We start from the raw sequence: 7,579 nt of genomic DNA, 5'->3' as shown, positions 1-7,579 counted from the left end.
TGTTCAATTGAAGAGGCGACAGACATTGATTATTTGATCACTAATGTTAATTCATCTAAAGTAACAGCACAGTGGGTTATAACGACTTACTCTCAAAGAAATTGGGTAGAAGTATTCTATCGAGAAGCTAAGGGATGGCTCGGCTTGAGAGAATACCAAGTCAGAGATAAAAGAAGTCTGATTCGCCATTTTATCCTAGTATTCTGTGCCTACACTTTTATTCTTTGGCACAAGTTAACTGGAGGATTACAAAGACGCTGGGCTAATCAACCTTGGCCAAAGGCCACGCTACGCGAATGAATACTTTTCCTGAGGCTCTAGAAGCTTTTCGTACTGCCATGTCTTTCCGTTTCTTTAATTGGTTGACCCAAAACCGAGACGTATTTGCCTTTTATAAAGCGAGTAAGGGCTTTATTTGGGGTTGATTTTTGTTTAAGTCCCAATAGCAGCTTGTAGGGTGGGCAAAAAGCGATGCAGCGCGGTCTTGGGGAGGCAGTGCGGTCTTGGGGGTCTCCCCCATGAGCAACTGCCGTGGTTTCCCCCATGAGCGACTGCATCAAGACACAGTTTGCTTGTGCGTGAGTATTAATGATTATATTACTTTGCCCACCCTACTTTAATTGGTCTGAATGCTGAATGCTGAATGCTGAATGCTTACGAATTATAGACTGTTTCTAAAGTAAATATTAAGACAGCGATTACTCGCTGAATATTGCTGGGTTATGGGGGACAGCTCTGTTAACAGCTGAGGTTTTAAAGTACTTGTCACCTAACCCACCCTACATGGCTGATTTAAGCAAAGTTTAACAAACAGTCTCTTAGGTATTTCAAAATAAGATGGGTTTCCACTGTTATTTCCACTGATGTCGTTACTCAGTTTGGAGGGAATACTGATGAAAATTAGAGCAATTCTCTAAACTAAACATATTGAGGAATAATGATATGGATGAAGTGGTTAGAAAGGTTGCTGCACTAGGCTTACCTGGTGTGATACTTCTGATTACTATGGCAACAACGGGGTTAACTGGAGCAGCGGCGATCACAGCGGCTTTGGCAATGTTAGGTCCATTCGGAATGATCGGAGGCATTGGTTTTCTTGGGGTTGTGGGAATAGCTGCTGATGGCTTATCGAAATTCGGACTTGAAGCGTTACTGGTTGGAATATATAAACAGCGCCAAGAAGAAGGAGAATCTAAAGCATCTCTCTGTAAAGAGATTAAAGGCTTAATGGTTTCTCATGATTTGAAACGTAAACTTAAAGCAGAAGTTAAGAATGGTAAATCTTCGGTTGAGGATAGGCGTGCATCGAAACAGGATATTGATGAACAGTTAGATGCAATTGATAAAATTACGGGGAGGGAGTTTAAAAAATTTCTGGCTAAATTCTTTAAGCAACTGGGCTTCCAAGTGAAGCGCACTCCAGCAACTGCGGATTATGGAGCCGATCTGGTAATTAAAAAAGGGGATATAAAGGCTGTTGTTCAAGCCAAGATACAACAAAGTACCGTAGGAATTAAGGCCGTTCAGGAAGTAACAGGGGCAATTGGCTATTATCAGGCGAACCTGGGACTAGTTATCACTAATAGTAAGTTTACAGAAAATGCAAAAGAACTAGCAGCTAGTAATAAAATTGAGCTTTGGGATAGGGATAATTTGAAAAAAATACTTAAAAAAGTATATAAGTAAAAGCCTTCTGAAGATAGTTGATTGTAAAAAAACACCTGCTGTTTAATTGCAGCGGGTGTTGAGTTAATGATTCAGAATGCTGGTACAGGATACTTGAGTATCTCCTGCATGACGCGCTGGTAGTGTTGAGCTAAAATTTCGCTACCGCTCGGAATGATAGGAGGTATTGCTTTTTTTGGGGTTGCGATGGGGTTGTGGCAATAGCTGCTGATGGCTTATCGAAATTCGGACTGGAAGCGTTACTGGTTGGAATATATAGCGGTTTTTAATTTGGTGAGGTTTTTAGGGAACAGGAAACAGGGAACAGGGAACAGGGAACAGGGAACAGGGAACAGGGAACAGGGAACAGAGAAAAAATACTCTGTACCTGATTAGGCTAGAAACCGCCGAGCAAAGAGTACCCTTATGGGTATGGTCAACTCCTTAAAAATTTAATAATAAAACCTAAGGATTAAACTATCAGCTATTTTTTTTTATAGCGTTTATCATTTTTATGAGGTACACATTATTTTTTCCCTCTTCCCTCTTTTCTGCTTCCTGCTCCCTGCTCCCTGCTCCCTGCTCCCTAAAACCCATAGATTTGTACCTCATGGGTATAATACTTGCTATATGCTACCGGTAAAATAGTACCCTTATGGGTATTGTTAAATAATAAAAAATCAGCTAAATAAATTAAAATTATTCAGTAAAATAGGGAGAGTTTTAACTAACCCGATTAGAATCGAATCAGCCTTGATTGATATAGGATTGGATGACATCACATTACTTTTGACAAGGCTTGGAGTTCAAAAATCAAAGTTTAGTCTAAATTAGTTATTATCAATTGATTAGGACACATTATTGAGTAGCACACTAGGAAATCCAAGCCAAATTCTACTTTGATAGAAAGTAAATGAAGAGAGAAATCTATCCTCTGATTAGTTTACGCCCTTAGCTAGGGCCAAGGAGAAATTATGTTGACAAGCGTAAAAACACAGGCAAGGATTGTCACTTCTGTGCTGGCACTAATGCTTCCTCTGTCTTTATCAATGCAAACCGCTGCTGCTGCACAAACCGATCAGACCGCGCCCGACATTTCTCTAAAACAACCCTTGGGATATCAACTTCCCACTGCCTATGAAAAGGCTAAAGCCGAACTCCCACAAGACTTGTACGTAATTTACAGGATCGTAGACCGCATCGTTCGCACCAACGACATAGATACTCGTTTCTGGCGAGTGAGGATTGTCCCTGAATATTCTACAAAAGCCTACGCCCATTCAGCTTATGTGATTACCCTTGATAAAAGTTTGTTGGATCTGATGGCAGGGGATGTTTCGGCTTTGGCTTTTGTGATTGCCCATGAAATGGCACACCATAGTGACGGTCATATCTCTGAGCTAATTGAAAGTGCCCATGAAGCGTCTATTGATGTTTCCTCTGCGGACAATCAACAAGAAGCTCAAAAACGGCTGAGGGAGTGGCAGGAGCGAATACAAAAGTTGAGTCACAATCTAGAATTGGAAGCTGATCGCATAGCTTATCAGTATTTGGCTCGTGCTGGATTTGATCCGGAAGGGTCTGTGCGAGGGCTTAATACTTTAGCAGAACTGCCCGGAGGCGGCCTTAAGAGCAAGACGCACCCAACTATTTCTCAGCGTATTGAGGCGATCGAAGCGCTGATGGTGGAAAATCCTCCAAAGCAGTTAGCACGGCGAGGTCGTATCCAGCTACTTGGGAGCAAGCCGCTGACTTATGAGCTATCAGACAATGGAAACTCGTTGCGAGTTGACTCTAAACCGAGGAAGTCTTTTGAAGAGCAAATCGAAGGTAGGTTTGGTGAGTAGTTGGTGTATTTAATCGGAAGGGTCATTGGTATCAGGTATATAGCAGTTCTCATACTCATGAGGACAAAGTTTATCCCTTTAAGGCAAAAGGCAAAAGGCAAAAGGCAATAGTAAAGAGGGTTTTAAGCGATGCAGCGCCGACCTGCGGGGGTTTCCCCCACTCGCGCTTTGCATCAAGACAGGGAATCAGTATCAAACAATAGTGTACCTCATAACTGCGATAAACGCTATAATTGTTCCGTAAGTCGCGAGTCAATCTCTGATTGGGTGATTGGTAGCGATGCAGCGCCGACCTGCGGGGGTTTCCCCCACTCGCGCTTTGCATCAAGACAATGGGTAATTGCTAATTGGTAGTTAACGATTACCTACTACCGATTACCGATGACCAAAAATCCGGTGACATATTCCTTATCCTTACACTTTAGTAGTGACAATGTTTGGCAATATTGGACCAGCAGGCGCTAAAAATATTTCCCTAGATTTTGAAAAAATCTTCCAGAAATATCAGCTACAAATTAAGGGACTCATTCATATTGGCGCTCATTATGGACAGGAGTATGAAATTTATCAAAACTATCAGATCCCTAACTTAGTTTTCTTTGAACCCCTCTCCCATAATTTTGAAATTCTTCAAGGTCATGTCGTAAATACTACTAGTAATACTAGATTGTTTCATAAAGCCTTAGGAAATGAAAACAAAAAAATAAAAATGTATGTGGAAAGGGCGAATCAGGGAATGTCATCATCGATCTTAAAACCCAAGAAACATTTAGAACAATATCCTCAAATTGTTTTTGACAGTGAGGAAATTGTGGATATGGTCAGACTTGACGATATCTTAGAGGATAAAGAAAATTATAATTTTATAGTCATTGATGTGCAAGGATATGAACTAGAAGTATTTAAAGGCAGCCAGGAAACGTTAAAAACCATTGATTATATTATTACTGAGATCAATCGAGAGGAATTATACGAAAATTGTGCCAGAGTGGAGCAATTAGACGAATTTTTAGGAGAATTTGATTTTAAACGAGTTGAAACGAATTGGGAAGGGGAAACCTGGGGAGATGCGTTTTATCTAAAAGGGCATCTATAGCAAAGGGGAATAGGGAGTAGGGATTAGGGATTAGGGAGTATGTTCACAATTGAAATCAAAAGGTTATATAATGTCAAGGTAATTACCCTTAATAAAAATCTCCCCCATCTCCCCATCTCCCCATCTCCCCATCTCCCCATCTCCCCATCTCCCCATCTCCCCACACTCTCCATTAATTATGGGTATTCAACCAGACTTGATATTAGTTGTGTACTGGACAACGAGAGGTTGCTTTAATCCCTTCAATCACCCGCTCTAGGTCTTCAGTGGTTAGATTGGAGCCAGAAGGTAGGCAAAGACCATGCTCAAATAAATCTTCTGCGATCGCACCACCAATAGAGTGACACTCAGCAAATACAGGTTGCAAATGTAATGGTTTCCATACAGGACGGGTTTCAATTTGCTTTGCGGCCAAAGCCAGGCGAACCTGCTCTCGATCTGCTCCAAAGGCATCAGGGTTAATGGTGAGGCAAGTTAACCAGCGCGTGGCTCGTCCATAGGGGGCTTCTGGCATAAATTCTATTCCTGGCAGCTCTGCCAAGGCTTCCTGGTAAATCTCGAAGTTACGCCGTCTCGCTGCTACTCTTTGATTCAAAACCCGCAATTGACCACGACCAACTCCAGCTAAAATATTGCTGAGGCGATAGTTGTAGCCAATGTGTGAGTGCTGGTAATGGGGGGCTGGGTCTCGGGCTTGGGTTGCCAGAAAACGAGCTTTGCTGACAAAATCAGGATGGTTTGAAACCAACATGCCGCCACCAGAGGTAGTAATAATTTTATTGCCATTGAAGGAGTAAATACCAATTTCCCCAAAGGTTCCCGGAGAGCGACCTTTGTAGGTGGCACCTAAGGCTTCAGCAGCGTCTTCAATCACGGGAATCTCGTAGCGATCGCAAACCTCTAAAATCGGATCAATATCAGCACTTTGACCATACAGATGAACTAAAACCAAGGCTTTAGGTAATTTACCCAGTCGAGCCCGCCAATCTAGAGCTTGCCGCAGTAACTCGGGATCCATATTCCAGCTAGTGCGATCGCAGTCGATGAAAACTGGCTTGGCTCCCAAATAAGTAATTGCGCTAGCAGTAGCGATAAAGGTAAGGGTAGAGCAAAAGACTTCATCCCCTGATTTAACCCCAACTAGCCGTAGCGCTAGATGCAAGGCTGCTGTGCCAGAACTAACAGCAGCGGCATGGCGAGTACCCACAACTTGGCAAAATTCTTGCTCAAAGGCATCCACATGGGGACCCACTGGTGCAATCCAATTTGTTTCAAAGGCTTCTTTAACAAATTCCAGTTCCTGATCACCCATGTGGGGTGTAGACAAAAGAATTGGTTTATTCATAGGAAAATGATGAATTTAGAATGCAGAATTTAGAATTTAGAATGTATAATTTAGAATGTTTCAGGGTAAAGGGTTAAGGAAAAAACATTTTAAATGTTAAAGGTTGTTCGCCTTTTGCGTTCGGTGAAGGGTAGGTTTAAGGTTTAAGTTTTAACTATTAATTAGCTGAAGTTGCTTCCTAACTAAAGGGTTTTTCATAACTATGAGGTTCACAATATTTTTTCCCTGTTCCCTGTTCCCTGTTCCCTGTTCCCTGTTCCCTTTTAGCAATTTAAATATGCCAATCTAAATGCTGAACAGCTTAATGATTACAACGATAGGCGGGGAAGAATTTGGAGTGGAGGAGTTTTTCTGGGTCAGTGTTTAATGCTTTGGCTCGTAAATCAACGAGATAACGATACTTTTCTTGATCAGTAATTAAACGTAGTGTCAGGAAGGTGTGTCTTTGCTTGGAGAAACCCGCTTTGAAATTGTAGAGACTATCTTTTGCGCCTCCTACACCACCGCCAAGGTGCAAAAATTCATTGCCGCGTTCTTTAGCCCAGAGTCGGACAAAATCTGTTTCTAAAACACTTGGAGATTGTTTGAAAAACTGGGTTTTAGTTCCACCCAGTACAGCTTGAACGATGCCACAGCATTCTGTGTAAATACCAGCGGATATGATTTGATTATCCAGTTCAACGATACAGAGGTGAAGTTGCTCTCCTAGTGTCTCTAATAGTCCGACAAAGTAATCATAGTTAAAATAATAAAACCCTGAAGCACCTACCCGATCCATAGTCTCTTGATAGACTTCAATAAATTCCTGAATGTAGTCTTTAAATGGAACCATTCTGGCTGTCATCCCAGCACGCTTACACTTATTAATCTTATTGCGATGATCTTTGCGGGTATGACTCCAGAGTTTAGACTCAGGGAGTGTTAAATCAATGGAGATTGTCTCGCCATTGAAGGTAAACGGGTTAGGGTTAAATAATTCATTAATATTATGATTAAGTATGGGATGAAGTCGCAAGAAAGCTGAACATACTCCCTTGACAGATAACACACGTTTGAATTCAGCCATTGCTGCATTAGCAAACCCTGGTGTGCTAGCAGCTGCCTCACTTAATAAAATTCCTGGATAACCATAGGGAGAGACCACATCAAATAAATCCCCTGAGTCTTGATCGCAAATGTCATCACATTTGCGCAGTAAATAAGCAACGAAGAAAATTTTATCCCCATCGGCTATTACAATTGCTTCCGGTATCCCTTGATTTCGTCTAGACTCTAGAGTAAAATAGTCGGCTATATGATAGATATCATGACGTAATTGCTTTAGGGTTTCTCCCCATAACGGGCTTAAAAACTCAATAATTTTACTATCCATACTGTTATCTAAAAAACTAATAATTAAATTTGCTACTATTTCAAGACCTTATTCAAACTTCAAACACTATTGCTACACATTAATCACCCCATTACCTGATTACCTGATCATCTCATCTCCCCATCTCCCCACCTCCCCATCTCCCCATCTCCCCATCTCCCCATCTCCCCATCTCCCCATCTCCCCATCTCCCCATCTCCCCATCTCCCCATCTCCCCATCTCCCCATCTCCCCCTCTCCCCATCTCCCCACAC

Annotated in this window: 8 protein-coding genes and 1 pseudogene; 6 read left to right on the top strand and 3 right to left on the bottom strand. The window is 41.8% G+C overall.

Going from position 1 to position 7,579, the window contains the following annotated elements; translation table 11 throughout:
- A pseudogene (locus F6J99_RS38250) lies at positions 1 to 425 on the top strand (transposase); the annotation flags it as partial.
- Here F6J99_RS38250 and F6J99_RS38245 read toward each other — a convergent pair.
- Positions 318 to 545, bottom strand: a complete 228-nt coding sequence (locus tag F6J99_RS38245) for a hypothetical protein (protein WP_293121163.1) — start codon at positions 543 to 545, stop codon at positions 318 to 320. The pseudogene F6J99_RS38250 and the gene F6J99_RS38245 overlap by 108 nt on opposite strands.
- 397 nt (positions 546 to 942) lie before the next feature.
- Here F6J99_RS38245 and F6J99_RS38240 point away from each other — a divergent pair, with 397 nt between their 5' ends.
- The 5 genes from F6J99_RS38240 to F6J99_RS38220 all read left to right on the top strand — a co-directional run bounded on the left by F6J99_RS38240 (position 943) and on the right by F6J99_RS38220 (position 4,608).
- Entirely contained in the window at positions 943 to 1,686 is a 744-nt protein-coding gene (locus tag F6J99_RS38240) for a restriction endonuclease (RefSeq protein WP_293121161.1), read from the top strand.
- A 210-nt stretch (positions 1,687 to 1,896) separates the two neighbouring features.
- Entirely contained in the window at positions 1,897 to 2,061 is a 165-nt protein-coding gene (locus F6J99_RS38235; protein ID WP_293121159.1) for a hypothetical protein, read from the top strand.
- 118 nt (positions 2,062 to 2,179) lie between these two features.
- Complete coding sequence (locus F6J99_RS38230; RefSeq protein WP_293121157.1) at positions 2,180 to 2,308, top strand: hypothetical protein; 129 nt, start codon at positions 2,180 to 2,182, stop codon at positions 2,306 to 2,308.
- A 331-nt stretch (positions 2,309 to 2,639) separates the two neighbouring features.
- Positions 2,640 to 3,512, top strand: a complete 873-nt coding sequence (locus F6J99_RS38225) for a M48 family metallopeptidase (protein WP_293121156.1) — start codon at positions 2,640 to 2,642, stop codon at positions 3,510 to 3,512.
- Positions 3,513 to 3,945: 433 nt separating this feature from the next.
- Complete coding sequence (locus F6J99_RS38220; protein WP_293121154.1) at positions 3,946 to 4,608, top strand: FkbM family methyltransferase; 663 nt, start codon at positions 3,946 to 3,948, stop codon at positions 4,606 to 4,608.
- Positions 4,609 to 4,810: 202 nt separating this feature from the next.
- Here F6J99_RS38220 and F6J99_RS38215 read toward each other — a convergent pair whose 3' ends face one another.
- Together F6J99_RS38215 and F6J99_RS38210 are read right to left on the bottom strand one after the other, a co-directional pair.
- Entirely contained in the window at positions 4,811 to 5,953 is a 1,143-nt protein-coding gene (locus tag F6J99_RS38215; protein ID WP_293121152.1) for an aminotransferase class I/II-fold pyridoxal phosphate-dependent enzyme, read from the bottom strand.
- Positions 5,954 to 6,254: 301 nt separating this feature from the next.
- Positions 6,255 to 7,325 (bottom strand): peptidoglycan bridge formation glycyltransferase FemA/FemB family protein, encoded by a 1,071-nt coding sequence (locus F6J99_RS38210; protein ID WP_293121150.1) that lies wholly within the window; start codon positions 7,323 to 7,325, stop codon positions 6,255 to 6,257.
- Positions 7,326 to 7,579: the final 254 nt, after the last annotated feature.

The organism is Moorena sp. SIO4G3 (genome assembly GCF_010692305.1).
Lineage (GTDB): Bacteria > Cyanobacteriota > Cyanobacteriia > Cyanobacteriales > Coleofasciculaceae > Moorena > Moorena producens_A.
This window is presented reverse-complemented; position numbering and strand designations above follow the sequence as displayed.

Bases quoted from the DNA above. Each gene is read 5' to 3' on its own strand.
- F6J99_RS38245 (WP_293121163.1), bottom strand. From the start codon at position 545: ATGGGGGAAACCACGGCAGTTGCTCATGGGGGAGACCCCCAAGACCGC.
- F6J99_RS38240 (WP_293121161.1), top strand. From the start codon at position 943: ATGGATGAAGTGGTTAGAAAGGTTGCTGCACTAGGCTTACCTGGTGTG.
- F6J99_RS38235 (WP_293121159.1), top strand. From the start codon at position 1,897: ATGGCTTATCGAAATTCGGACTGGAAGCGTTACTGGTTGGAATATATA.
- F6J99_RS38230 (WP_293121157.1), top strand. From the start codon at position 2,180: ATGAGGTACACATTATTTTTTCCCTCTTCCCTCTTTTCTGCTTCCTGC.
- F6J99_RS38225 (WP_293121156.1), top strand. From the start codon at position 2,640: ATGTTGACAAGCGTAAAAACACAGGCAAGGATTGTCACTTCTGTGCTG.
- F6J99_RS38220 (WP_293121154.1), top strand. From the start codon at position 3,946: ATGTTTGGCAATATTGGACCAGCAGGCGCTAAAAATATTTCCCTAGAT.
- F6J99_RS38215 (WP_293121152.1), bottom strand. From the start codon at position 5,953: ATGAATAAACCAATTCTTTTGTCTACACCCCACATGGGTGATCAGGAA.
- F6J99_RS38210 (WP_293121150.1), bottom strand. From the start codon at position 7,325: ATGGATAGTAAAATTATTGAGTTTTTAAGCCCGTTATGGGGAGAAACC.